The organism is Desulfosporosinus metallidurans (assembly GCF_001936615.1).
Lineage (GTDB): Bacteria > Bacillota > Desulfitobacteriia > Desulfitobacteriales > Desulfitobacteriaceae > Desulfosporosinus > Desulfosporosinus metallidurans.
The window spans coordinates 1-22,780 of the sequence record NZ_MLBF01000064.1 but is presented as its reverse complement, the minus strand read 5'-3'; the positions used below and the strand labels follow the sequence as shown (position 1 = coordinate 22,780).

Here is a 22,780-nt window from a genome sequence, read left to right as displayed (position 1 = left end):
TATGAAACGAACGTGGCGTTTTTGGGTTGCCTTATGGGCAGGTAAACTAATTACGATGGGTTTACAAGTCACTGGGAAAAAAGGGACAACCTTGCCCGGAAAAATTGCGCATTGGCTTGACCCAGAGATCATGAGATATTTGAGTGCCGCCTATACAGATGGGATTATTATGGTCACCGGGACCAATGGGAAAACGACGACAGCCAATCTATTGGCGAGCATATTACGTGGGGCCGGAAAAGGCTTTGCGTTTAACCAAGCTGGGGCGAACCTTGTGACAGGTATTACCGGGGCATTGATCCAAGATGCTCGCTGGAGTGGGTCATCTCGGACGAGCTTAGCTTTGTTGGAAGTGGATGAGGCTACAGTACCAAAATTTTGCGAACAAGTCACTCCCAGTTTGGCGATTGTCACTAATTTCTTCCGGGATCAGCTAGATCGTTATGGTGAGTTGGATACGACCGTTCGTATGGTTAGAGGCGCAATACCAAAAGAAACGGTGCTCGTATTAAATGCAGATGATCCTTTAGTTGCCCAGTTTGGCACGGATCATGGGAAGAGCATTTATTATGGAGTGGAGCGCACTCCAGATAGTCGAAGTGAGAGCCAGGAAACCAGGGAAGCAAAGTTTTGCCCGATATGTGGTACTGAACTTGAGTACTCGCTTTTTCATTACGGCCAATTGGGGATTTTCAATTGCTTAGGCTGTGGATTTCATCGGCCTGAGCCTAAAATATTAGCTCAGAATGTCTTTCCTGAGGAGGGTTCGCTGCACTTTCGGGTGGGTTTGACCACCTTTGCGATAGCTCTGCAAGGGTACTATAATCTTTACAATGCCTTGGCTGCACTGACGGCAGCTCGTCAACTTGGCTTAAATGACAGTTTGATCGAAAAAGGGTTGCGGGAGTTTGTTCCTCAAGCTGGACGGATGGAACGTTTTTATTTGTCAGAAGGGGAGATCACCTTAACTCTCGTTAAAAATCCCACAGGATTTGATCAAGTCATTCAGACTGTGCTGGGCGCGGATAAACCCGTTCGTATTTTAATAGGAATTAACGACTTAGCGGCCGATGGACGGGATATTTCCTGGCTTTGGGATGTCAATTTCGAACGATTAGGAGTGCAGGAGGAAAGGATACATCAAGTGATATGTACAGGGCTTCGCGCAGAGGACATGGCTTTAAGGCTTAAATACGCTGGAATTTCTGAAGAAAAATTGGTCCTCGAACATACGTTAACTTCGGCTCTTGATTTGTTGCAAGCTCAGCGCGAAGAGAACGAAGTTGCCTTCATATTGCCCACGTACACGTTGCTTTTCCCACTTCGTGAGATTTTGGAAGATCGGCAGAAGAAGGCAGGCTTGTCGAATGTTAAAGCCAATATTCGTGGAGAGGAGGCAAGCACATGAAACTGACGATTTGCCATCTTTATCCGGATTTACTTGATCTCTATGGAGATCGGGGGAATATTTTGGCCTTGGCTGCCCGCTGTCGTTGGCGAGGGATGGAACCAGTGATTCAACAGGCTTCTTTGGGTGAAGATTTGGACTTTATGGGGATGGATATTCTTTTCCTGGGCGGAGGGTCTGACCGAGAACAAGGCCTACTGGTGCAAGATTTGATGCGTCGTGAACATGAGCTCCGAAGGGCCATAGAGAATGGTCTTGTGGTGCTTTCTATTTGCGGGGGTTATCAAATGTTGGGAAAATACTATCAAATGGCCGGCGGAGAAAAGATCCAGGGCCTGGGCATTTTAGATGTCTGGACTATCGCCGGAGCGAAGCGTTTAATCGGTAATGTTGTTGTAGAACTTGATGAGCGCGCGCTGAACTATGACCCAGATGAAGTGGGGTCGAGAAGGGTGTCTGCCCACAAATTCAGGACGTTGGTTGGGTTCGAGAACCACTCCGGGAAAACATATTTGGGTGAAGGGGTTAGGCCTTTGGGTAAGGTTTTAGTTGGGCATGGAAATAACGGGGAGGATCAGGAGGAAGGGGTACGTTACCGGAATGTCTTCGGTACGTATTTGCACGGCCCGCTTCTTCCAAAGAATCCCCATCTGGCTGATTTGTTGTTGGAATTGGCGATTCGAAGGCGCGGAGGAGAAACTCCCGTAATGGAACTCGACGACCGCTTAGAGGAATTAGCCCATGATACAATACTCGATAGGCTCTTGAAGCGACCCAAAGTTTTACTTTCTGACTGAAAAAATCAGTATAGCAAGAGTGATATACTGTAATACTATCAGTGATAAACAATTTTATAGCAAAATTTATGTTCGAATTGGCAACTTGCCATAATTTACATTCGAAAATAGCTGCTTTTTCATGGTATTTTAGCTTAGTCACCCTTCTTCTTCGTTGACACTTTTTTGCATTGCTGTCTATAATAGAGTATAGCTTTGGCTAAATGACTTGGGGGTGCTAATGTTGGCAGAAAGTAAACGGATTATGATCAGTTTGCCCGAAAGTTTGCTTGCGGAAGTGGACGGGATCGTCACTGTAGAAAAACGAAATCGCAGCGAATTTATTCGAGAAGCGCTTAACAACATCCTTCATGAACGCCGGAAAAAAGGAATCCATGAGCAGATGCGTAGAGGGTACTTAGAAATGGCGCAGCTGAATTTATCGATTGCTAGAGAGTTGTTTTCAGCAGAACAAGAAGTATTGGAGTGCTATGAAGTAACAATGGTGGAGTGTCAGAGATGATCATAAAACGCGGGGAGATTTATTACGCAGAGCTTAACCCCGTCGTCGGCTCTGAACAGGGAGGAACTCGTCCAGTCCTTGTGATTCAAAACGACATTGGGAATCAATTTAGCCCAACGACAATTATTGCCGCAATCACATCACAGATTGCGAAAGCAAAATTACCCACTCATGTTGAAGTTAGAGCTAAACGAAGTGGCTTAGAACGGGATTCCGTTATTCTGACAGAGCAAATTCGGACGATTGATAAAAGTCGTCTTAAGGAAAAAGTGGCTGTCTTAGATGAAGAAGTAATGCTGAGAGTGGACCAAGCCATTGAAATCAGTTTAGGGCTAGCGGATATTTAAGATAGAGCTTCAGGAGAAAGAGGAAGGCAGCGTAGCGGAGCAAAAACCGACGCTGTTTTTGTTTGCATATTTACGAATAGAGAGGAGAGGGATTAAGATGGTTGGAAAACCAATCGTGGGTATTACAGCGGCTCATTGTTCTGAAGAACTAAAAACCTTCCCACGTCATTATTATGTTGAGAGTATTAGAAATGCTGGTGGGATCCCGCTTATTCTTCCGCCTGTTCGGACACATGAAGAGGCTACCGATATTTTGAAGCTCATTAGTGGCCTGCTTTTAACGGGTGGAGGGGATATTTCTCCCGTCTACTTAAAAGAGAATCCTCGACGCGGAATTGGTGAATGTTTTCCCGAACGGGACTTCAGCGAACTATTGCTTACTCAGTTGGCCCTGCAACAGGACCTCCCACTTCTGGGAATTTGCCGAGGCATTCAGGTTTTAGCGGTGGCAGCTGGAGGAAAAATTTATCAAGATATTCCTAGTCAGTACCCTAGTGCGATGCAACATAGCCAAACCGCCCCACGACAATACGCTTGGCACGATGTGGCTATCGCAGAGGAATCAGATCTTTTTCGTCTTCTTGATAAGACGAAAATTGGAGTTAACAGTCTACATCATCAAGCCGTATCAGAAATCCCGCCAGAATTTATCCAGTGTGCGCTCGCTTCCGATGGAATCATTGAAGGGATTGAGAAGCCCGGCGCTAAGTTTTGCCTGGGGGTTCAATGGCACCCTGAGAGTATGATGGAAACAGAAGCGCACAGCAAGGTTTTGTTTAGAGGCTTTGTTGAAGCATGTTTGGAATAGTCTAGGATAGTTTTCCTGACATGAAACAGCGTTCTTTTGAAGGGCTTGACTAGGGGTATTAAAGAGTTATGATGTGTTTATGGGGTAGTCAAGATGGATGAAAAGGTCATGGAAATGTTTGCGAAGATTCTCGAAGGCCAGAAAGACATCCAAAATGAACTTAAGCAAGAGATTAGAGAGGTATCTTACAAAGTTGATAAGCTAGAAATGCGAATGGAAAACAAAGTTAGTGACAAAATCAAGATGCTTTTCGATGTTTGTCAGGTTCAAAATGAAACTGTTGCAAATATCTGAAACTCTTAATCGTGTAGAAGCTAAGCTGGACGTTCTGCAACTTGAAACAGCACATATTCGCAGAATCAAATAGAAAATAAATGGAACACAAACGAAGGCACCTGCCGTCCATAGCAGGTGCCTTCTACATTTTTGGTTTCGCGCCAATAGGCGCGATCTCAATGTCAGCTCATTTGTAGTTTAGAACATGGACAAGTATTTGTCAACCAGGGATCATGTATACAATATTATAGACAATTCGATAGAGGAATTCTATTATTCATGACGAAAATATTAAACATAATTGTTATAGTATAAGGTATATTCTTAGAAAGAAAAAAATAGTAAAATGGAAGGAGCACCCGCTTGATTCAATTAGAAGGGGTAAACAAACATTTTGGGCATTTGCATGTTCTCAAAGAGATCAATCTAACGGTAAAATCGGGGGAAAAACTAGTCGTCATCGGCCCTAGTGGATCAGGCAAGAGTACATTAATTCGGTGTATGAACCTTCTAGAAAAACCTAGTTCTGGTAAAGTGACGGTTGATGGGGTGGAGATTACAGCCCATAAAGCACAGGTGGCCAAAGTTCGTCAATCCGTGGCTATGGTTTTCCAGCAATTTAACCTCTATCCCCATAAAACAGTCTTGGAGAATTTGACACTAGCACCTATGCTGATCAAAGGAGTCCCTAAGGAAGAAGCAATGGAGACTGGGATGGCTTATCTTAATCGAGTAGGGCTAAAGGAAAAAGCAGGCGTCTATCCTTCGCAACTTTCAGGGGGGCAACAGCAACGGGTGGCTATTGCGCGGGCTTTGGCTATGCGGCCTAAAATTATGCTCTTTGATGAGCCAACATCGGCTTTAGATCCGGAAATGATTCAGGAAGTCCTCGATGTTATGATTGATCTGGCCCATGAGGGAATTACCATGGTCGTTGTCACCCATGAAATGGGTTTTGCCAAAACAGTTGCGGATCGTGTCATTTTTATGGACGAGGGACAGATTATGGAATCGAATTCACCGGACCAATTTTTTGCAAACCCAACCCACGAACGTACCAAGTCGTTTTTAAGCAGAATTATACGCTAAGTTCCAATTCTGCTGTGAGTTGATTTTAACGGAAGTAAAGATTATTGGAGGGGGATTTAAGAATGAAGAAAGCTGGAATCGTTTTAACAAGCTTATTATTAGTTGTGGGTTTGGTCACCGGATGTGGTGCTTCTCCTGCCGCGCCGACCACATCTTCCACAAGCAGCAGTGCAGCAGTACCCGCTGATGTCAAGGCTATAAAGGATCGAGGGGTTCTCAAAGTAGGCGTTAAAGTTGATGTGCCGAAGTTCGGATACAAAGATCCTAGCACGGGCAAAGTTGACGGCTTTGAAATTGATTTGGCTAAAGCCATTGCTAAGAAAATTATAGGAACTGAAACTATTGAAACCACGGCTGTTACAGCAAAAACGCGGGGTCCAGTGTTAGATAGTGGGGACGTTGATATGGACATATCGACATTTACCATCACAGAAGAACGTAAAAAAAGTTACAATTTCTCCGATTCGTATTTTACGGATGGTGTAAGATTATTGGTTAAGAAAAGCTCTGGTATTAAAAGTTTGAAAGATTTGGACGGCAAGAAAATTGGTGTAGCGCAAAGCGCGACCAGTAAAAAGGCAGTTCAGGCTGAAGCTGATAAGGTGGGGGCTAAAGTCTCATTCTTGGAGTTTGGCACCTATCCGGAAATTAAAACGGCACTGGATTCTGGCCGGGTGGATTGTTTCTCTGTAGATGGCTCTATCCTTTTCGGATATTTGGATGATTCGACGACGATCCTACCGGATAGTTTTAGTCCTCAAGAATATGGTGTAGCTTCCAAAAAAGGTAATGATGGAATCGCGAAAGTGGTCAATGACACCATTGCAGAGATGAAAAAATCTGGGGACCTCGATAAACTAATTCAAAAGTGGGGTCTTAAATAGTGGTCGGACCTTTTGCCTGGTTTAAATGGGTAGCGCTTTTCCAAGATTGGGCGATATTTGTCGAGGGGTTCAAAAATACAATCCTTTCTTCCCTCCTTGCCCTTTTATTGGCCCTCATGCTAGGGGTTATATTTGGGGTGTTGGGAACTTCTCAGTGGACACTCGCTAAAGTTTTGAATCGTATCTATGTCGAATTTATTCAAAACACGCCACTCGTCATCCAGGTCTTTTTCCTTTATCATGGGCTACCACACATGGGCATTATGCTGCCAGTTTTCGTGGTGGGTGTCTTGGGTGTTGGGGTATATCATGGTGCTTATATTGCTGAAGTGGTCAGGGCTGGAATTAGTTCGATCCACAGGGGGCAAATGGAAGCAGCATTATCACAGGGATTTAGTTTTTGGGGAGCAATGCGTCATGTGATTTTGCCACAAGCTTCGCGCTTGGTTTTGCCTCCGCTCACCAATCAAGCGGTCAATTTGATTAAAAATACATCTGTATTGGCCATGATTGCTGGCGGCGACCTGATGTATCATGCCGACTCATGGTCTAGTGACAACCTCTATTATGGTCCTGCTTATGTGGCTGTAGGGCTGCTCTATCTCCTTCTCTGTTTACCCCTAGCAACACTGACACGTCGCTTGGAAAATAAGGGAGGGGTGTCGGCATGATTCAAGAGGTATTAAAGCCTGAGATATTTCGTTTTCTGGGGCAGGGGCTTTTAACGACACTTTACATTGCCGTCATGGCTATTTTGATTAGCTTTATCTTTGGAACTCTTCTTGGTATTGCTCGCTACTCTAAACAAGCTGTTCTCGGAAGACTCGCTGCGGTGTATATTGAAAGTGTTCGTAACATTCCTATGCTTTTGTTTATTTTGGTTTTCCGGTTTATGACGACGTTAAAACCAGTAAATGCTGGGATTGTCGCGATTGCAGTCTTCACTTCGGCTGTCATTGCCGAAATTGTTCGAGGAGGGTTAAACTCCATTGATAAAGGACAGTGGGAAGCTGCTAGGGCACAGGGATTTTCCTATCGCCAAATTTTGATGCACATCGTTTTGCCTCAAGCCATGCATAAGATGATTCCTCCATTGGTATCACAGTTTATAACGGTTATCAAGGACACATCGTTTGTTTGGGTAGTAGGCGTGGAAGATCTGACGGGTAAAGGAATGATTATCCTAGGGCAATACGGTTCAACAGGCCAAGTCTTTACGGTTTTTGGAATGATTGCTTTAACGTATTTCGTCCTGAATTATTCACTTTCGATTTTGGCACGTCGGCAACAACTAAAAATGGTGCATCAAAGTTTTTAAAGAATAGTCCGATCAATACATGTGATCTAGGCTAATAATTGAGATCTAGGAAGATTCTAACTAGAGAATGAAACGAAGAGCGATATTAAGGGTTCCGATATGAAATCGGAACCCTTTTTTCATTTTTTAATTGATGTTGTGAACATCTCATGCCTTTATTACTTAAAATTTTCGGAAAAGGATATACTAGGGCAAATAAAAAAAGGGGGTATACATTAATGCCCAATGTTGACTTGCTTGACGAGAATAATTTTCCTGAAGAGTTAAAAGGAATTTTCTACAAACTAAAAGAGAAACAACTGTGAATTTTGTATTACAATGTATGCCCATAACAACTTCGTTATGCTGGGTTTACGGACAAACAGTTTATAGAAATCATCGCTATGATAGACGTTGTGGGAGCAATGAATCATTTGAATAATGGTATGTTGATTAAACCTGGAAAGTGATGGATATTTTTTCCATGCATAATCTCTTAGAATTCGCTGAAACTAAGTCTATCATTCAAGGAGGTGTCTACATGCCAATTCAACTCAGTCAAAAGGAAAGAATGTTTTTACAAGACCTAAGTCATCATGAACAACTTTGCGTTCAGAAATACAACAAATACTCCAACGAAGCGCAAGAGCCTCAGCTCAAACAACTCTTTCAGACACACTCTTCTCATGAGCAACAACATTTTAACACGATCAACCAAATTTTAAGCGGACAGGCCCCAAGCATGAATCAAGGACAATCCATGCAATCACAGTCCCAACAAGGAATGAGTGGGATGCAAACCCAAGCGGGTGGCGCATTCAATCAGAATGATGCTGAATTGGCCAATGACATGCTCTCAACAGAGAAGTATATCTCGAGTACCTATGATACTGCAATTTTTGAATTCCAGGATACGAATGTGCGTCAAACCTTGAACCACATTCAGTCAGAAGAGCAAAAACATGGGGAAGACCTCTTCAACTATATGAAATCCCATGGTATGTACAACGTTCAGTAAACACTTAAACTGTATAAATTGTCCTCTAAGAGAAGGGTTAAAGAGTTTTAAATTCGAAGGCTCTTTAACCCTTTTTAGCGTTTCCAATGAATCAACATTTCATTGAATTTCCCCTCCAATTTTAATTTAGTAAATTCTCAGGAATTAATAAACTTCTAAAAGGCATAATAACGTTGGTGATGATGGAGGTGATACTATGACAGTTGCTTCTCAAGTTAAACAAACTTTGGCGAGTTTGAAAGGGGCCCGTGGAACTTTAAGAGTGTATAGTACACAAACAAGAGATGAAGAAGCAAGGTCTGTGTTTACGGACGCACTCGAAGTAACCAACTCAGTTATTGAAGATCTGGAAAAGAGATTGCAAACTCTTGAATTTGAAGAGCCCCAATATAAAGGGAATTAAAGGGACAAAACGGCAATTTAAAGGAAGGGATACACATGCAGGAATGGGCGCAGATCCTTTTAAAATCGGTTGCTTTGTTTATTTTAGTTTGGGCAGCTATCAGGCTAATGGGCAAACGGAATATGAGCCAGATCAATCCTTTTAATTTTATAAGTTATATCGTCATTGCCATAGTTGCGTCTCTAATGTCTATAAACCTTATCAATCTATTCTCTGGTTTTATTGCCCTGCTCGTATGGGTAGCGTTTCCTATTGCCTTGGATTATCTTTCAATCAAGAGCAAAGTAATGCATCAGTTAATCAACGGAAAAGAAGCCGTATTAATAAAACATGGCAAGATTATGGAAGATAATCTTATGCGTGTACGAATGACAGGAGAAGATCTTTTGTCTCACCTTCGTTCTAAGAACGCATTCAACATGGCAGATGTAGAATTTGCGGTGATGGAGACCAACGGTACCATTAATCCTTACTTAAAGTCAGACAAAAAACCGGTTACCCCACACGACCTTGGAAATAAGGTTGCTCCTCAAGCAGAGCCCCAAACTGTAGTTCTGGATGGGAACATGTTAGAGGAACCTCTGGCCTCCTTAGGACTTAACCCACAGTGGCTCAATACTGAACTCGATAAGATGGGAATTTCCCTAGAGAACGTTTTTCTTGGTCAGGTCGACTCAGCGGGAGATTTATATCTTGATCTCTTTGACGATGTCGTTGAAATCCCTCAACCCAAAGTCAAAGAAATGCTCTATGCCACCCTTGAGAAAAGCCAGGCTGATCTAGTAACGTTTGCTCTACAAACTGAGGATACTAAAGCAAAAGCCATGTTTTCTAAGAATTCCCGAAGACTTGAAGATCTCCTCAATAAATTACGCCCTTACTTATTGCATTAAGAGGTGCAGTTATGTCCATTAAAAAGAAAAAAAAGCTATCTCCTACTCAGCAGGAATACCAACAATTTGCTCAAGAAAGAGAGCCGAAACGACCGATTTTGTTAAACTGTGTCAAGGCTTTTTTCGTGGGAGGGTTTATTTGTATTCTTGGTCAAGCAATACAATTGTTCTTTGTTAAGTATTTTCACTTCTCTCAAGAAAGTGCCGGAAATCCTACAGTGGCAGTTATCATCATCATTACTGTTTTGCTAACAGGTCTCGGTGTTTTTGACCATATTGCCCAGTTTGCTGGGGCAGGTACGGTTATCCCGATTACCGGTTTTGCCAATACCATCGCTTCCGCTTCTATCGAACATCGAAGTGAAGGTTATGTTCTGGGAGTTGGAGGAAATATGTTTAAACTCGCAGGCCCAGTCATCGTTTTTGGTGTCTTCTCTGCTTTTCTCGTTTCTCTAGTTGTCATAAGTTTAAGAGCATTGGGTGTGATGTAAATGTTAAAAGGGCATCAGACTTGGTTTTTTGAGACAAAACCCGCTATTATCGCTTCGGCTGCTGTGGGGGGGCCCTATGAAGCAAAAGGTCCCTTAGCTTCCGATTTTGACCTTCTCCATGGGGATATCCGACTTGGACAGGATAGCTTCGAAAAAGCCGAACAAAAACTGCAAGAACAGGCATGTGAGACGGCCATTAAAAAAGCCAAGATGAAAAAGGAAGATGTTCAGTTTTTACTCAGCGGAGATTTAATTAACCAGATTGTTCCCAGCAGCTTTTCTGCTCGTACTTTATCTGTTCCTTTTCTTGGGCTTTATGGTGCCTGTTCTACTTCGATGGAAGGGTTGTCTCTGGCTTCCCTGCTTGTCGATAGTAAATTTGCTAAGAATGCGTTAGTCTGTGTATCCAGTCATAATGCTGCCTCAGAAAAACAGTACAGGTATCCAACTGAGTATGGTTCCCAAAAACCGCCCACAGCCCAGTGGACTGTAACAGGATCAGGCGCCGCTCTGGTTTCTGACCAGGGAGAGGGTCCTAGAGTAACGGCATCAACTATAGGGCGTGTAGTTGATATGGGCCTTACTGACCCCTTTAATATGGGTTCAGCCATGGCTCCAGCAGCAGTTGATACTCTTGAAGCCCATTTTAGGGATTTGGATCGTGACCCGAGTTACTATGACCTGATTGCCACGGGTGACCTAGGAAGAGTGGGGCATAGGATTGCGGGTGACTTGTTAAAAAAGCATGGCCTTAACATACCGGAAGAAATCTTTACAGACTGCGGGATTTTAATCTATAAGGAGGATCAACCTGTCGTGATGGCTGGAGGAAGCGGGTGCGGTTGTTGTGCTGTCACGACCTTCGGCCACTTTTTGAATCGCATGCGTAAGAGAGAGCTAAGAAAGATATTAGTTGTCGCAACAGGCGCTTTATTATCCCCTATGTCATTTCAGCAGAAAGAAAGTATTCCTTCTGTTGCCCATGCAGTCTGCATTGAGATCTAAAGGAGATGTTTATTTGGAATGGAAAAATTTTTATGGGCTTTTATAGTGGGCGGCCTAATTTGTGTCATTGGACAGTTAATGCTTGATGGACTAAAACTAACGCCTGCCCATACTACAAGCATTCTAGTCGTGGTAGGAGCGGTTCTTGGGGGATTAGGTCTTTATGATCCCCTTGTCAAATTTGCTGGTGCAGGAGCTACGATACCTATAAGCAGTTTTGGCAATTCCTTAGTCAAGGGTGCGTTAAAAGAATTTGATTCTACAGGTCCTATTGGGGTTCTAACTGGTATCTTTCAGATAACTAGTGCAGGGATATCTGCTGCCATCATCTTCGGTTTCCTTGGGGCGCTGATATTTAAACCCAAAGGTTGAGACTATTGATTATTCCACGAAAGGGGGTGAAACCATGACCGTTGGAACACAAATGGAACAGGCCATCGCTACAGTTCAAAGCGCAGCCGCTAGTATGAAGACATTTTCCTTAGAAACTCAGGATCAAAAAGCTAAAAAAACGTTTGAGCAACTCGCCAAAACCTTTGATGCTGCTCTCAATGAGTTAAACGGAAGAGAACAGTACATTCAGACTCAGGAACCTCAGTACAAGTCATAAATCGAACGAGTACAGATATAGCAGGATGAATTTCTGCTGTATCTGTACTCGTTGAGCCTTTTCCTTAATACGTGAGGTGATACAATTTGATCTGCTTCATTCTTATTGCATTGGTACCCTTATTAGGGCTGCTCGCGGCTCAACTCGTTGTAATTTTGGAAAGTAGAAATCCAGAAAAAACAGCCTCATGGCTCGCAATCTTTGCCACCTGGCCGATATTCGGTTGGATTCTCTATATCCTTTTTGGCTGTTCTCCGCGAAAAGCCAAGCTCTTTCGCTTGAAGCACCTTCCGGGTAGCAGGTTACCCCAACTTTCGATTCGCCAAAAAGAAGAGTTGTCTTCGGAGGACATTTTTTTCCAAGAAGGATCTACAGCAAGTAAACGCTTAGCACGTTTATTGCTCCAAAGTGGCTTCGCTCCTTTATCTCGGAACAACCGAGTCACAGTCCTCACAAACGGAGAAGAAAAATTCAATGCGTTACTGCGTGATCTAGAATCTGCTCAGGATCATATTCACATGGAGTACTATATCTTCCGTGCAGATCAAATCGGAAAGGAGATTCAAGCTCTTCTCATACGGAAATCCCGTTCAGGTGCCAAAGTACGGATGGTTTTTGATGGACTTGGAAGTCGGCATCTGCCGAAAGTTTTTCTTCAAGATCTGACTGAAGCCGGAATTGAAATCGGCTGGTTTTTCCCCCTGCATTTCCCTCAACTCATCGGAACTTTGAACTACCGGAATCATCGAAAGTTAGTTGTAATTGATGGTAAAACCGGCTATCTTGGTGGAATTAACGTTGGAGATGAATATCTTTCGCGCGATCCAAAGTATGGATTTTGGCGAGATACACATTTGCGTCTAGAAGGGGAGAGCGTCCAAACGATGCAAGAAACCTTCCTTAACGACTGGTATTTCATAACGCAGGAAGAAATTACGGAAGAACGCTATTATCCTCGACTGGAGCCTGGGAGAGAAACCCTCACTCAAGTGATCGCTGGTGGACCGGATTCCAAGCCGGAATCCATGAAGGAACTTTTCTTTACGATTCTTGCTACCGCACAGAAAGAGATCCTTCTGACCACTCCGTATTTCATTCCGGATGAAAGCATGATCATGGCCTTGAAATCCGCAGCACTCAGTGGAATCACAGTCAAAGTCCTCGTTCAAGGGAAGCCGGATCATAAAATTTCGTATCTGGCCTCTTCCTCCTACTATGAAGACCTATTAAGCGCGGGAGTTGAGATCTACCAATATCAGAAGGGGATACTACACAGTAAAGTTTTGACAGTGGATGAACAGATTTGCATTGTCGGTTCAGCTAATTTTGACATTCGAAGTTTTCAATTGGATTTTGAGCTTAGTGCTATGCTATATAGTTCTGAACTGGCTGTGAAGTTAAACCGGAATTTCAAGCAAGATCTAACGGACAGCCTACAGATCGATAGGGAAGAACATGCCAACCGATCACTTTGGCAAAAGATGAAGGAAGCGAACGCGCGTCTTCTTTCGCCGTTGTTATAGTTAAGAACGTAGGTTTTGATAAAGTGCCGTTCTTTTTTGAGTAGTTTAATAAGGTGGATTTTTCGAACTTATTCTAGTCCAAAGCCGTTCAAGGTTATGGACCCTAAGTTTTTATATTTCGTATTATTATTTAGTGTTTTACGCAGAGATAACCGGGCTTTGTGTAATCGCCATTTTACCAACTCCACAGAGCAATTTAATATTTCAGAAACTTCCTTTGTCGAGCAACCATTGATTTCTCTTAAGACAAAAACTTCTCTCTGTTGCTCAGGTAATTCTGCTACGGAACTGAATATTATATTTCTCGTAGCATTTTTTTGGCAGACTCCGTCCGGTTCTTGTGAGGTATCAACCCTTGAAAAGTTGGGGTTAGTTTTCTCTGTAGCCATCTCTTTACGGACACAGCTCTTTCGCTGATGGTCAATTGTAATATTAACAGCTATTCTATAAAGCCAGGTAGAGAATTTTGACTTACCGTTAAACGAGTGTCTGGATTGAAATGCTTTTAGAAAAGTTTCCTGCATTAAATCTTGGGCGAGGTAGTAATCACCTGTCATTCCATAGATTAAATTAGTTATTTTTTCTTGATTCTGGGAAATTACGTCTTCAAAGGAAAGATCTCCTTCAAATGAATCTGCAGTATAAAGATTTTCCTTGATTTTCATTATTTGTTCACTCCTTCGGGATATAACACTAAATATAGGATGTCCAATTAATTGCACATCAAATTAATCGTTTAGATAGTTGTTAACATATTGTAACAGACAAAACCCTCGGATGTGAGGTCCGACGGGTTTTGTCTGTTGCTATTATCCGGAGTTAATTAGTTTCTTTGAAATCGGGTACGAATGAGCCTATCGATAGAAATAGTTCCAGCCCCGTTAATTAATAAGAAGAGTGCGACTAAGAAAAGTACAAAGACATATTCGACTCCGCCTTTGTCTAGGAAGAAACCATTAGGCAGATGAACTGTAAAAGCTGCTCCTAACATAACGAGAGCAATTCCCAAAGCGGCAGGTCTAGTCAAGAAACCTAAGATTATAGCTATTCCGGCAAAGAACTCAAGTAAAATCACCAAACCAGCTATTGGAGAGGCTAGATGCACGGTTTGAGTTAAGTAGCCCATTGTCCCACTCCAACCATACCCCCCAAACCATCCCAATAATTTTTGTGCTCCATGAGCGAAAAACACCGTTCCGAGAGCGAGACGCAAAAGGAGATCAGTTTTGATTGAAGTACCGGAGAAGACTTTTCCACATAGGCTTTCCTCAGTTAATGCACCAACTACAGGGAAGTTATTAAAAATATCTGCTTGATGAGGACCCTTAGCAAAGTCATCCGTTAAATCTTGGCCGGCTTTTATACCAGCGTGTTCTCCACCTTTGAAGATAGTTGATACATCATAAACTTTTCCTTGATAACCCACATAGGCGGGTTTGTTGATTCCGTTAAAAGTACTTAATTGCATAACTGTAAAGTTTCTCATGACAATAACTCCTAATCCATTTAATTATTGCTTAGGCGGTACCAACCTAAGCTTTATATATTTAAGACGGATTAGTTCTTATTTGGATAGCGAAATATAACCTAATCGCAAATTGTTCTTTGTCATATCATAACTCATTACAGCTTAATCGAATTGATTAGGTATACGTTGTTTCCAATCAGACTACTGATATTTTCTGACAAAGTTCATAAAGGCCAGCAGGGTGGGGCAATAGTGCTGGTCTTTGGCTGTCACTAGGTATACCCAGCAGGGTAAAACGGTTCCGTCTCCCTTAACTTCTTGTAGCAAGTAGGAGGTTATTTCCATCTCAACGGACCGAGCGGGTAGAAAAGCCACGCTGATGCCCGACATAACTAAGCGTTTGATCACTTCCGTATCGGAAATCTCCATAAAGAACTGAGGGGTTATGCCATACCCTGTCAAATGTTCTTTAATGGTGGCCCGGGTGATCGAGCAGTTTTCCCTAGTAATCAAAGGGTACTTAGCAAACAAAGCCTTCGGGGAAAGTTCTTCTCCGCAAGGAGGACAGACCAGAATCAGATCATCCCGGGTGTATCTTTCCATGTGAATGTTATCGCGCTCCATCGGACCACCCACAAGAGCCAGATCCAGTTCCCCATCTTCAACGCGACGGGCTAATTGGAGATCGTTATCCACTTGTAGGGACACCTTAATATTGGGAAAGCGGATGTAAAAGTCTTTGAGAATGGCAGGTAGCAAATAGCATCCCACTACTGAGTTGGCTCCCAGGCGGACTTCCCCTCGCTCCAGATCGTGGTATTGGGCCATCGCCCGACCCGCCTGTTGGGCCAGACTCATAATGCGGTCAGCATAGTCATAGAGGGATCGTCCTGCATCGGTGAGAATCACCTGGCGACCTCGCTGGGAAAATAAATCCAGGCCCAAGCTCTTCTCCAGAGAGGCAATTTGCCGGGACACTGCCGGTTGGCTTAAATTAAGTTCTTTCCCTGCCTTGGAATAGCTTAAATGCCGGGCGACTGAGTGAAAAAACTTGAGCTGGTAAAGAATTAAATCAGCCAGCTAAAACACCACCTATAACGCTGATGCATATAATCCATGCAAACTATTCATTTGTATTATAATACCTGTCGTGTTAATCTGTAAACAAAAAGGAGACGTTGACATGAGTCTGCCAAAAGTAAGCCTTACTTCTTACTCACCTGGCTCTGGCTGAGCTTGTAAAATAGGTCCGGCGGACCTAATGGAAGTGCTGGCCGGTTTACCTCAGGTGCTTGACCCCAGGGTGCTGGCCGGTCGGGAAGAAAATGCTGCGGTTTATAAAATAAACGATGAACTGGCTGTAGTGCAGACCGTAGATTATATCACACCAGTGGTGGATGACCCGTACCAATACGGCATGATTGCCGCAGCCAATTCCATCAGTGACATTTATGCAATGGGGGCAAAACCAGCCTTTGCCTTAAATATTGTGGGCTATCCCAACCAGTCCTTGCCTTTAAGTATTTTGGAATTAATTTTAAAGGGTGGGGCCGATAAGGCTGCAGAAGCGGGAATATCGATTATCGGCGGCCATTCCTTGACCGACCATGCCCCTAAATATGGCTTGGTGGTGACTGGTTTTGTCCATCCCGCCCAGCTTATTACTAAAAAGGGAGCAAAATCGGGGGATGCCCTGGTGCTGACCAAGCCATTGGGTATTGGTGTCATCACCACTGGTATTGATCGCCGACTAACCACGCCTGCGATGGAAGAAGCTGTTATAAAGGAAATGTGCAACCTGAACAGAGATGCTTCAGAAGCGATGGTTGAGGTTGGAGTTTCGGCCTGTACCGATGTGACCGGTTTTGGTTTATTGGGGCATTTGTCTGAAATGCTGTCCTCCAGTGGCGTGGGGGCAAAGGTAAAGACCAGAGACGTACCGCTGATAACTGGTGCTCTGGAAATGACCGAGGCTGGGGCCATTTCCGGGGGAGCCCACTCCAACTTCCGCCATATGAGGGACAAGGTAATCTGGGAGAATTCCATCTCCAATGAAATGCGCCTAATTCTTTGTGACCCACAAACCTCAGGGGGGCTATTGATGGCAGTTGAACCTCAAAAGTTAGATGCCCTTCTGGCGGCCTTGGGGCAAAAAAAGGTGGATGCCCGGGTGATTGGACAGATTACTGAAGAAAAAACTCTGCAAGTGCTTTGAGGAGAGAAGAACATGACCGGAAGTAATACGCTGCTGCAACATCCTGTTAACGAAATTAAGAAGGACTGCTCGGAAGACTGTGGTCTAGGCCTTGGACACAAACAGCATACCTGCCTGGGCATCGTTGAGATTACGGATGCTTGCAATCTTTCCTGCCCGGTATGCCCAGCTAACGCCAAAGGTAATAATTTTCTTTCGCTGGAACAGGTTTCCGATATGATGGACCTTTATGTGAAAGCCGAGGGTAACCCGGATGTTCTTCAAATCAGCGGTGGGGAGCCCACCCTGCACCCGAAACTTTTAGAGATTTTAATTTTGGCCAAGCTGAAGGGGATTAATATTGTCCAGTTATATACTAATGGTCTAAGAATTGCCCAGGATGATATGCTCCTTAAAGAGTTAGCTCTGGTAAAACCGGCCTTATACCTGCAATTTGACGGGTTCACCCCGGAAATATACCAAAAAATACGGGGTGCCGATTTGCTGGATATCAAGATGAAGGCTATCGAGCGGTTGACAGAAAAGGGCGTTAGCATTGTGCTTTCGGTTACCGTGGTGAAGGGAGTCAATGACCACCAAGTAGGGGACATCACTCGCTTTGCCAGTGAACATCCTGGCATCCGGGGAGTACTCTTTCATGAAGGAATTGTCAAGAAAATGACTATGATCGTCAAGAGAATGTAAGAAGGAGGAATTAAGAATGGTAACCATCAAAGTGTATTCCAACAGTCCAGCAGGCCTTCGCTGAAGCGGGTTGCTGAAAATGGCCGGTACGGTCAGCGAAAAGTTCGGCCCTGATGTAAAGGTCGATGTAATTTACAAGGACGAAATTATCAATCCACCTAACCTTTATGTAGATGATCTCGAACTAGGGAAAAACGCTACCCAAGAACAATTAGAAATGGTTGTGGCCGAGAGGTTGGGAAAAAAATAACCTACGTGAATACTATGCGCACGAGATAGATTCCGCGGAATACCAAAGCTGTAAACAAGATATAGAGAGTCGATAAGATTAGTTGTAGTTCGTAGAAAAGAGCAGTTGCTTCATAATAGGCAACTGCTCTTTTATCGATTTCACGTTCTCTACAGAACATCAACTTCTTCAAAGTTGGGTGATTGGACTATCAAGAATGTTTTGATCGATCCAATCTAGTAATTCGTGGGTACTGTTTACAGTCAAACCAGTGTTCGTTTTAGTCTTTTTGACCAGCACGATTTCCAATCCGAGTTCTAAGGCTGCAGAGATTTTCGTATCCGTCCCACCGGCAAGACCACTGTCTCGTGTCAAGAGAATATCAGCTCCGTAAAACTTAAAAAGGGCTCTATTGATTTCTTTGGAAAATGGGCCTTGCATAGCAACAATATCCCGAGGATGAATACCAACTTCATTGCATTTTTGCACCAATCGCCCTTCCGGAAGGATGCGTACAACCAGACGAACAGAGCGGGCGAAGGAACTGTTAGCAATACTTTGTAGTTGATGGCTGCCAGTCGTTATAAAGATCGTAATCGGACGACCTTTTAGTTGGTGTAAGGTGTCAACGCGTTGTTTAAGTTGGAGTAAAGCCTCTTCCCAATTGTAGACTGGGAAAATTAAGGGACTTGAGGGAACTTTAGTTTCGGGTCTTTCTAACCTAATATAAGGAATTCCTCGTTGTTCACACCATTGTCGTAATGGGGCAAATTTTATACTAGTAGAGGGATGGCTAGCATCAATGACCAATGAAGGGGTCTGCAAGCTGGTCTCTTCAGTCCAGCTCTGTTTTCGTATTAACTCAAGTCCCCTGGCTTTTAATTGTGTACTTAGCTCACGTGCCCCCGCAGATTCCCCCAAAAGAATAATCATTTATTGTTGACCTCCGTATTGAATCCAAATAATGAAATAATTCATAAACTATGCATTTTCGAAACCCAAGATCCTCCAGAGCGAATAAGATATTGCCCAAGTTAAGATAAAAAGACCTACCAGTAGATAGCCGATTGAACCGAAGTTTAGGCTTTGGATCCATCCCCAAAAGCCGCGATGAAATCCAAGCTTTGTTGAAATAATCTGTGCAAGTTCGATGGATCCAATTACTAGTGCAGCGATTACGGATAGACCTGTTACTGATAGATTGTAATAAATTTTGCGAAGTGGAGTGGAAAAAGCCCAATGATAAGCAGTGGTCATGAAAATTCCATCCGCAGTATCCATCAAGCTCATACCAGCAGCAAATATAATGGGTAGAGATAGAATGGCAGTAATGGGCATACCTTTGGTACCAAGAGTCGCAGAAATAGCCAATAAGGCTACCTCTGATGCAGTATCGAAACTTAGCCCGAAGAGAAAACCTAGAGGATAGACATGCCAACTCTTGTTAATAAATCGATAGAGTGGTTTGAAGAAACGGGTTACGAAACCGCGACTTAAGAGTAGTTCATCAAGATTTTCTTCATCAAACTCACCCTGACGCATTTTCTTGAAAAAACCGTAGATATCAAACCAAATGTAAAGATTAAATAGTCCTATTAGAAGGAGAAAACTTCCGGCAACTGCTGTTCCTATCACACTTGCGACAGCTTGTATTTGTGGGATATTTTGCTGGGCCCAGTGCATGGAGAGTGCAGTGATTATTGCCATGATACAGACCACGGTAGAATGACCAATCGAGAAGAAAAAGCCAACCCCCATAGGGTCTTGCTTTTGCTGAATCATTTTGCGCACAGTGTTATCGATGGCGGCAATATGATCTGCATCAAAAGCATGACGTAAGCCCAGCGTATAGGACAGAAAGGCAAATCCCAGTAATTGAGGGTATTGCTTTATATTTAGAAACATCATTATGATGCCTAAAAGGTGTAACCCAGTCACTGCCGCACCATAACCCAGCCACTGAGGGCGGCTTTTCATTGTTTGAGTGATATCTTTCAACGTTTCTTCCTCCTGATCCACTGTCTATGAAATACAAAAATAAAAACCCTTCACCATAGAAGGGTTAAAAGTTTAACATGTATCAGACAACAGGAGTTGACATATCGACACAAGTATACACCCCCTAACATTCCCGTAGGTAGTTTTCACATTGAGAATAAGCAGGTCTCCTGGCTCAAGATCATCATCAATTCACGTCTTCCCAGGTAAGTCCCAGTGACATGATGTGAATTGATTCCCTTTTACAGTGGCGGGTACCGCGTCAGCCTTCTACTGACTTTCCTTTTCAATTCCTTCCCTCAAGAAGAAATCACTTATTCCTAACTATTTAGTTCTTTTTAATAATACCATGAAGCAAGTAAGTTTGTCTCCATATTCATGAGAAATTCACAACTTTTTCATGAGAATAACGCATGAGAGAGTTACACTAAGGTCATGGAAGAACAGCAAATCAAACGAAGCAAAGAAGCTGTAAAATGAAGATTATAGGGAGGAAATATAAAATGAAAAAATTTAGTAAGAAAATCACGGCCATCGTAGGAACTGCAACGTTAGCAGTGGGGCTTATGGCTTTACCAGCTCTCGCTGGAACGACTCAGCAACAAGGTAATGGATGGGTTGGTCAAATGCAGGGATTCATGCAACAAACCTTTTCGCCAGGACAACATCAAACTTTAATGAATTCGAGCGCCATGCAGAATCTCCGCTCTTCATCAGGGATGCAGAACGCTATGCAAACGGGTGATGTTAAGGCGATGCAAAATCTTATGAATTCCGATCCGATTTTAAAGGCCCAAATTGGACAAGATAACCTTGATAAAATGAATCAATTCATGAGTCAGTCCGGAGGGAACATGATGACCAACGGAGGGAGTGCGACTCGTTCGCAAGGTACAATGATGAACGGAAATGGGGGCAGGGGCGTGAACAAGGGCAGTAATATGATGGGATTGGGCAATGTAGCTCAATAAGTAACTAAAGGGGGAATCTCAAATGATGTTTGGTTTAATTATCCTAGTCTTTGTAGCGTATTATATGTTTAATTCATCCAATGCTGGAGGGTCATGCTGCACGAACCATCAATCTCAGGTGCATGACCCAATGGATATCTTAAATGACCGATATGCACGGGGTGAGATTAATCGAGAGGAATACCTTGAGCGGAAACAAGAACTGTCTGGACAAAAGCAAACAATATCTATCAAAAAGGGATAATATGGTACTTGAATTGATTTGTTAGAGGGTAAACTTTGTTAAGATTATTTTCCGACGGTAAATTAGGTAAATTATTTGAAGGAGGAATTCACATGATGGGTGGCTGGGGAAACTGGGGTAATATGATGGGCGGATGGGGAAACGGTGGTTACGGATATGGTGGCTATGGGGGCTATGGGGGCGGATATGGGTGGATGGGTATGATGGGAATAATCATGCCGCTCATCTTCGGGATTGGGATCATTCTACTTAGTATCTATTTGTTTCGTCGTAACTCTTCGCAAGTTCATACAAACGGATTTAGCAAGCAGAATAGTGGATTAGACATTTTACGTGAACGTTATGCGCGTGGCGAGATCAATTCAGCAGAATATCAAAGCCGTAAACAGGATTTAGAGAGTAGATGAGTATAACGTAGTTCGAAAAAAGGGCAGTGGCTCCTCAAGGAGAAACTGCCCTTTAATAATTAATGCTCTTGTGATGTTAGTTGATTACTTTTTGTTAGGCATTATCGGATCAATTCATGAGAAATTCACAACTTTTTCATGAGATGATCTTTTACGAGCTGTAAACTAAAGGCATAGAACTTATACCACTTAACAATATTGTGTCATGTTCTGAGAAAACCTAAAACGTTCGTTTCCCAAATCTTTATAAATTACGGAGGGTCGCATATGAAAAAAAGCGAAGTTCTGGAAAGAAAAAAGGGTAAAGGTATCATTAAAGCAACTGGCTCAGTTCTGTTGGCAATTATTGCTTCTTCTCACCACTGGGTTCATACCCTTTTGCTCGCTTTGGGTCTAACGACCTTAAGCTCAAGTCTCTTATCATTGTCTCCCCCTACAAAGATTATCTTTTTACTGGTTTCCTTGGTTGTATCATTGTGGTTCATTCATATTGCTAAACGCAAGTGGATTTATGATCGTCCTTCTGCATGGGTGTATCTTATTTCTTCTATCATTTCGATTGTTCTGGTAATCACAGCTTTGCCACAAGCAATCTCTGACGTTTTACCTCCATCTCAGCCACAGCAACAACAGCTACCACAAGATCATAATCTCCATCATTAGTAGTATCATGGAAAGGGCATACCTTTTTGAGTATAATGGTTAGGACTGTAACATTTCAAGAGCCTTTTACTCACTTCAATGAAGTGAGTAAAAGGCTCTGAATCAAGACTTTAGTGTTGATAAATCGTATGAGTTAATCAAGTTAAGCGCTCTTGCCGAATTTTGGGTAAGAGCGTTTTGCATTTAATTGAGCAGGCATATTGTGAAAAGAATTAGGAATGATATGATAAGAATAAATGCTTTGATCAGTTATAATTTAAAATTAATGTTTAAATTGGGTGATTATTATTAGCAATATGTCATTAAATCTCATCATCATTTATTTCGGATATGGATTGGCCTTTTTTACTATGGGCTTAGTCATTCTTCTACAATACAAGCAGTTTAGCCGAATAACCCTAGCGAAGAATATGTGGCTCCTTGGGGCGTTTGGTATAACACACGGTCTAGCCGAGTGGGGAGTGATGTTCACTTCGCTTAAGATCAATTTGGTTTTACGGGTCAACACGTTGTTTTGGGATCGGCTCATTGAAGTGATTATATTATATAT

Annotated in this window: 31 protein-coding genes and 1 riboswitch; of the genes, 26 read left to right on the top strand and 5 right to left on the bottom strand. The window is 42.9% G+C overall.

Annotation, left to right across the window (positions count from 1 at the left end; genetic code table 11):
- Nucleotide 1 precedes the first annotated feature (1 nt).
- From DSOL_RS22680 to cls, 18 genes are all read left to right on the top strand, one after another.
- Nucleotides 2-1,408: a MurT ligase domain-containing protein gene (locus DSOL_RS22680; RefSeq protein ID WP_075367028.1), complete on the top strand. Its 1,407-nt coding sequence runs from the start codon at nucleotides 2-4 to the stop codon at nucleotides 1,406-1,408.
- Complete coding sequence (locus tag DSOL_RS22675; RefSeq protein ID WP_075367027.1) at nucleotides 1,405-2,205, top strand: type 1 glutamine amidotransferase; 801 nt, start codon at nucleotides 1,405-1,407, stop codon at nucleotides 2,203-2,205. Before DSOL_RS22680 ends, DSOL_RS22675 begins: the two co-directional genes overlap by 4 nt.
- A 223-nt stretch (nucleotides 2,206-2,428) precedes the next feature.
- On the top strand, nucleotides 2,429-2,707 hold the full coding sequence (locus DSOL_RS22670) for a CopG family ribbon-helix-helix protein (RefSeq protein WP_075367031.1): 279 nt from the start codon (nucleotides 2,429-2,431) through the stop codon (nucleotides 2,705-2,707).
- Complete coding sequence (locus DSOL_RS22665; protein ID WP_045574608.1) at nucleotides 2,704-3,054, top strand: type II toxin-antitoxin system PemK/MazF family toxin; 351 nt, start codon at nucleotides 2,704-2,706, stop codon at nucleotides 3,052-3,054. The genes DSOL_RS22670 and DSOL_RS22665 overlap by 4 nt, the downstream gene beginning before the upstream one ends.
- Nucleotides 3,055-3,151: 97 nt before the next feature.
- Nucleotides 3,152-3,862: a gamma-glutamyl-gamma-aminobutyrate hydrolase family protein gene (locus DSOL_RS22660; RefSeq protein ID WP_075367026.1), complete on the top strand. Its 711-nt coding sequence runs from the start codon at nucleotides 3,152-3,154 to the stop codon at nucleotides 3,860-3,862.
- Between the two features lie 93 nt (nucleotides 3,863-3,955).
- Nucleotides 3,956-4,156, top strand: a complete 201-nt coding sequence (locus tag DSOL_RS22655; RefSeq protein ID WP_083642942.1) for a hypothetical protein — start codon at nucleotides 3,956-3,958, stop codon at nucleotides 4,154-4,156.
- 345 nt (nucleotides 4,157-4,501) lie between these two features.
- Nucleotides 4,502-5,227 (top strand): amino acid ABC transporter ATP-binding protein, encoded by a 726-nt coding sequence (locus DSOL_RS22650; RefSeq protein WP_075367025.1) that lies wholly within the window; start codon nucleotides 4,502-4,504, stop codon nucleotides 5,225-5,227.
- 62 nt (nucleotides 5,228-5,289) lie between these two features.
- Entirely contained in the window at nucleotides 5,290-6,111 is an 822-nt protein-coding gene (locus DSOL_RS22645) for a transporter substrate-binding domain-containing protein (RefSeq protein WP_075367024.1), read from the top strand.
- On the top strand, nucleotides 6,111-6,782 hold the full coding sequence (locus DSOL_RS22640) for an amino acid ABC transporter permease (protein WP_075367023.1): 672 nt from the start codon (nucleotides 6,111-6,113) through the stop codon (nucleotides 6,780-6,782). The genes DSOL_RS22645 and DSOL_RS22640 overlap by 1 nt, the downstream gene beginning before the upstream one ends.
- Nucleotides 6,779-7,429 (top strand): amino acid ABC transporter permease, encoded by a 651-nt coding sequence (locus tag DSOL_RS22635; protein WP_075367022.1) that lies wholly within the window; start codon nucleotides 6,779-6,781, stop codon nucleotides 7,427-7,429. The genes DSOL_RS22640 and DSOL_RS22635 overlap by 4 nt, the downstream gene beginning before the upstream one ends.
- A gap of 520 nt (nucleotides 7,430-7,949) precedes the next feature.
- Nucleotides 7,950-8,426 (top strand): DUF892 family protein, encoded by a 477-nt coding sequence (locus DSOL_RS22630; RefSeq protein ID WP_075367021.1) that lies wholly within the window; start codon nucleotides 7,950-7,952, stop codon nucleotides 8,424-8,426.
- Nucleotides 8,427-8,622: 196 nt separating this feature from the next.
- Nucleotides 8,623-8,829, top strand: coding sequence for a DUF1657 domain-containing protein (locus tag DSOL_RS22625; protein ID WP_075367020.1), 207 nt, complete (start codon nucleotides 8,623-8,625; stop codon nucleotides 8,827-8,829).
- A gap of 35 nt (nucleotides 8,830-8,864) precedes the next feature.
- Nucleotides 8,865-9,722 carry a DUF421 domain-containing protein gene (locus DSOL_RS22620; RefSeq protein WP_075367019.1) on the top strand — a complete coding sequence of 286 codons (858 nt, stop codon included), beginning with the start codon at nucleotides 8,865-8,867 and terminating at the stop codon, nucleotides 9,720-9,722.
- 11 nt (nucleotides 9,723-9,733) lie between these two features.
- Nucleotides 9,734-10,213, top strand: coding sequence for a stage V sporulation protein AC (spoVAC, locus tag DSOL_RS22615; protein WP_075367018.1), 480 nt, complete (start codon nucleotides 9,734-9,736; stop codon nucleotides 10,211-10,213).
- Nucleotides 10,214-11,218 (top strand): stage V sporulation protein AD, encoded by a 1,005-nt coding sequence (gene spoVAD / locus DSOL_RS22610; protein ID WP_075367017.1) that lies wholly within the window; start codon nucleotides 10,214-10,216, stop codon nucleotides 11,216-11,218.
- Nucleotides 11,219-11,236: 18 nt separating this feature from the next.
- The gene (gene spoVAE, locus DSOL_RS22605; protein WP_075367016.1) at nucleotides 11,237-11,590 is read left to right on the top strand and encodes a stage V sporulation protein AE; all 354 of its coding nucleotides are present in this window, start codon (nucleotides 11,237-11,239) and stop codon (nucleotides 11,588-11,590) included.
- A gap of 34 nt (nucleotides 11,591-11,624) precedes the next feature.
- The gene (locus DSOL_RS22600; protein WP_075367015.1) at nucleotides 11,625-11,828 is read left to right on the top strand and encodes a DUF1657 domain-containing protein; all 204 of its coding nucleotides are present in this window, start codon (nucleotides 11,625-11,627) and stop codon (nucleotides 11,826-11,828) included.
- Nucleotides 11,829-11,914: 86 nt separating this feature from the next.
- On the top strand, nucleotides 11,915-13,351 hold the full coding sequence (cls, locus tag DSOL_RS22595) for a cardiolipin synthase (RefSeq protein ID WP_075367014.1): 1,437 nt from the start codon (nucleotides 11,915-11,917) through the stop codon (nucleotides 13,349-13,351).
- Between the two features lie 68 nt (nucleotides 13,352-13,419).
- Here cls and DSOL_RS22590 read toward each other — a convergent pair whose 3' ends face one another.
- The 3 genes from DSOL_RS22590 to DSOL_RS22575 form a co-directional block, all read right to left on the bottom strand.
- Nucleotides 13,420-14,016 (bottom strand): RNA polymerase sigma factor, encoded by a 597-nt coding sequence (locus DSOL_RS22590; RefSeq protein WP_075367013.1) that lies wholly within the window; start codon nucleotides 14,014-14,016, stop codon nucleotides 13,420-13,422.
- A 158-nt stretch (nucleotides 14,017-14,174) separates the two neighbouring features.
- Nucleotides 14,175-14,837, bottom strand: coding sequence for a DoxX family membrane protein (locus DSOL_RS29235; protein ID WP_083642940.1), 663 nt, complete (start codon nucleotides 14,835-14,837; stop codon nucleotides 14,175-14,177).
- A 183-nt stretch (nucleotides 14,838-15,020) separates the two neighbouring features.
- Complete coding sequence (locus DSOL_RS22575) at nucleotides 15,021-15,887, bottom strand: LysR family transcriptional regulator (RefSeq protein ID WP_282433570.1); 867 nt, start codon at nucleotides 15,885-15,887, stop codon at nucleotides 15,021-15,023.
- 115 nt (nucleotides 15,888-16,002) lie between these two features.
- On the opposite strand from DSOL_RS22575, the gene selD reads away from it, so the two are divergent.
- The 3 genes from selD (at nucleotide 16,003) to DSOL_RS28185 (ending at nucleotide 17,968) form a co-directional block, all read left to right on the top strand.
- Nucleotides 16,003-17,034 carry a selenide, water dikinase SelD gene (gene selD / locus DSOL_RS22570; protein ID WP_083642938.1) on the top strand — a complete coding sequence of 344 codons (1,032 nt, stop codon included), beginning with the start codon at nucleotides 16,003-16,005 and terminating at the stop codon, nucleotides 17,032-17,034.
- A gap of 12 nt (nucleotides 17,035-17,046) precedes the next feature.
- Nucleotides 17,047-17,718: a radical SAM protein gene (locus tag DSOL_RS22565; RefSeq protein ID WP_075367011.1), complete on the top strand. Its 672-nt coding sequence runs from the start codon at nucleotides 17,047-17,049 to the stop codon at nucleotides 17,716-17,718.
- A 79-nt stretch (nucleotides 17,719-17,797) separates the two neighbouring features.
- Entirely contained in the window at nucleotides 17,798-17,968 is a 171-nt protein-coding gene (locus DSOL_RS28185) for a hypothetical protein (RefSeq protein ID WP_170871593.1), read from the top strand.
- Nucleotides 17,969-18,136: 168 nt separating this feature from the next.
- On the opposite strand, the gene DSOL_RS22560 is transcribed toward DSOL_RS28185, so the two are convergent.
- Both DSOL_RS22560 and DSOL_RS22555 read right to left on the bottom strand, forming a co-directional pair.
- On the bottom strand, nucleotides 18,137-18,880 hold the full coding sequence (locus DSOL_RS22560; RefSeq protein ID WP_075367010.1) for a precorrin-6A/cobalt-precorrin-6A reductase: 744 nt from the start codon (nucleotides 18,878-18,880) through the stop codon (nucleotides 18,137-18,139).
- 48 nt (nucleotides 18,881-18,928) lie between these two features.
- Entirely contained in the window at nucleotides 18,929-19,936 is a 1,008-nt protein-coding gene (locus DSOL_RS22555; protein ID WP_235838965.1) for a HoxN/HupN/NixA family nickel/cobalt transporter, read from the bottom strand.
- A 152-nt stretch (nucleotides 19,937-20,088) separates the two neighbouring features.
- A riboswitch (cobalamin riboswitch) is annotated at nucleotides 20,089-20,278 on the bottom strand.
- A 170-nt stretch (nucleotides 20,279-20,448) separates the two neighbouring features.
- On the opposite strand from DSOL_RS22555, the gene DSOL_RS22550 reads away from it, so the two are divergent.
- The 5 genes from DSOL_RS22550 to DSOL_RS28505 form a co-directional block, all read left to right on the top strand.
- Nucleotides 20,449-20,916: a hypothetical protein gene (locus DSOL_RS22550; protein WP_075367009.1), complete on the top strand. Its 468-nt coding sequence runs from the start codon at nucleotides 20,449-20,451 to the stop codon at nucleotides 20,914-20,916.
- 22 nt (nucleotides 20,917-20,938) lie between these two features.
- Nucleotides 20,939-21,160: an SHOCT domain-containing protein gene (locus DSOL_RS22545; protein WP_075367008.1), complete on the top strand. Its 222-nt coding sequence runs from the start codon at nucleotides 20,939-20,941 to the stop codon at nucleotides 21,158-21,160.
- Between the two features lie 92 nt (nucleotides 21,161-21,252).
- Nucleotides 21,253-21,567 (top strand): SHOCT domain-containing protein, encoded by a 315-nt coding sequence (locus DSOL_RS22540; RefSeq protein ID WP_075367007.1) that lies wholly within the window; start codon nucleotides 21,253-21,255, stop codon nucleotides 21,565-21,567.
- Nucleotides 21,568-21,834: 267 nt separating this feature from the next.
- Nucleotides 21,835-22,230, top strand: coding sequence for a hypothetical protein (locus tag DSOL_RS22535; protein WP_075367006.1), 396 nt, complete (start codon nucleotides 21,835-21,837; stop codon nucleotides 22,228-22,230).
- A 296-nt stretch (nucleotides 22,231-22,526) separates the two neighbouring features.
- A partial coding sequence (locus DSOL_RS28505; RefSeq protein ID WP_345788417.1) for a hypothetical protein occupies nucleotides 22,527-22,780 on the top strand: 254 nt, incomplete at its 3' end.

Coding starts and splice junctions, on each gene's coding strand:
- spoVAC (WP_075367018.1), top strand. CDS start 9,734: ATGTCCATTAAAAAGAAAAAAAAGCTATCTCCTACTCAGCAGGAATAC.
- DSOL_RS22550 (WP_075367009.1), top strand. CDS start 20,449: ATGAAAAAATTTAGTAAGAAAATCACGGCCATCGTAGGAACTGCAACG.
- spoVAE (WP_075367016.1), top strand. CDS start 11,237: ATGGAAAAATTTTTATGGGCTTTTATAGTGGGCGGCCTAATTTGTGTC.
- DSOL_RS22545 (WP_075367008.1), top strand. CDS start 20,939: ATGATGTTTGGTTTAATTATCCTAGTCTTTGTAGCGTATTATATGTTT.
- DSOL_RS22600 (WP_075367015.1), top strand. CDS start 11,625: ATGACCGTTGGAACACAAATGGAACAGGCCATCGCTACAGTTCAAAGC.
- DSOL_RS22630 (WP_075367021.1), top strand. CDS start 7,950: ATGCCAATTCAACTCAGTCAAAAGGAAAGAATGTTTTTACAAGACCTA.
- DSOL_RS22680 (WP_075367028.1), top strand. CDS start 2: ATGAAACGAACGTGGCGTTTTTGGGTTGCCTTATGGGCAGGTAAACTA.
- DSOL_RS22675 (WP_075367027.1), top strand. CDS start 1,405: ATGAAACTGACGATTTGCCATCTTTATCCGGATTTACTTGATCTCTAT.
- DSOL_RS22625 (WP_075367020.1), top strand. CDS start 8,623: ATGACAGTTGCTTCTCAAGTTAAACAAACTTTGGCGAGTTTGAAAGGG.
- DSOL_RS22645 (WP_075367024.1), top strand. CDS start 5,290: ATGAAGAAAGCTGGAATCGTTTTAACAAGCTTATTATTAGTTGTGGGT.
- DSOL_RS22635 (WP_075367022.1), top strand. CDS start 6,779: ATGATTCAAGAGGTATTAAAGCCTGAGATATTTCGTTTTCTGGGGCAG.
- DSOL_RS28185 (WP_170871593.1), top strand. CDS start 17,798: ATGGCCGGTACGGTCAGCGAAAAGTTCGGCCCTGATGTAAAGGTCGAT.
- DSOL_RS22590 (WP_075367013.1), bottom strand. CDS start 14,016: ATGAAAATCAAGGAAAATCTTTATACTGCAGATTCATTTGAAGGAGAT.
- DSOL_RS22620 (WP_075367019.1), top strand. CDS start 8,865: ATGCAGGAATGGGCGCAGATCCTTTTAAAATCGGTTGCTTTGTTTATT.
- DSOL_RS22660 (WP_075367026.1), top strand. CDS start 3,152: ATGGTTGGAAAACCAATCGTGGGTATTACAGCGGCTCATTGTTCTGAA.
- DSOL_RS22665 (WP_045574608.1), top strand. CDS start 2,704: ATGATCATAAAACGCGGGGAGATTTATTACGCAGAGCTTAACCCCGTC.
- spoVAD (WP_075367017.1), top strand. CDS start 10,214: ATGTTAAAAGGGCATCAGACTTGGTTTTTTGAGACAAAACCCGCTATT.
- DSOL_RS22560 (WP_075367010.1), bottom strand. CDS start 18,880: ATGATTATTCTTTTGGGGGAATCTGCGGGGGCACGTGAGCTAAGTACA.
- DSOL_RS22540 (WP_075367007.1), top strand. CDS start 21,253: ATGATGGGTGGCTGGGGAAACTGGGGTAATATGATGGGCGGATGGGGA.
- DSOL_RS22565 (WP_075367011.1), top strand. CDS start 17,047: ATGACCGGAAGTAATACGCTGCTGCAACATCCTGTTAACGAAATTAAG.
- DSOL_RS29235 (WP_083642940.1), bottom strand. CDS start 14,837: ATGAGAAACTTTACAGTTATGCAATTAAGTACTTTTAACGGAATCAAC.
- DSOL_RS22535 (WP_075367006.1), top strand. CDS start 21,835: ATGAAAAAAAGCGAAGTTCTGGAAAGAAAAAAGGGTAAAGGTATCATT.
- DSOL_RS22655 (WP_083642942.1), top strand. CDS start 3,956: ATGGATGAAAAGGTCATGGAAATGTTTGCGAAGATTCTCGAAGGCCAG.